Annotated in this window: 1 protein-coding gene; it reads right to left on the minus strand. The window is 35.1% G+C overall.

The features are described from left to right. The coding region (locus ACSG5Z_RS30995) for an aldo/keto reductase (RefSeq protein WP_435712874.1) at positions 1–296 on the minus strand (296 nt) is incomplete at both ends.

The following is a 296-nucleotide window of genomic DNA, read 5'->3' on the forward strand; positions in this document are numbered from 1 at the left end:
CATTAATGGTGACCAAGCTTCAAGCTGGTTGTTATGTTCTTTACAGTAAGCGTGTAATTCTTCTTGTGCTAAACGTGGGTGGTATTCCACTAGATTGACCATTGGCTTAATTTCAGCGATTTCAAATACGTCTTGTAAGTGGTGAATGTGAAAATTACTCACACCGATAGCACGAACACGGCCATCTTTATAAAGTTTTACTAACGCTTTCCATGATTCAGTAAATTTCCCTTTTACAGGCCAATGTACTAAATATAATACTAAATATTCTAGACCTAATTTTTCTAATGTAGTTT

Source organism: Bacillus pretiosus, assembly GCF_051294775.1.
In the GTDB taxonomy this organism is placed as follows: Bacteria; Bacillota; Bacilli; order Bacillales; family Bacillaceae_G; genus Bacillus_A; species Bacillus_A wiedmannii.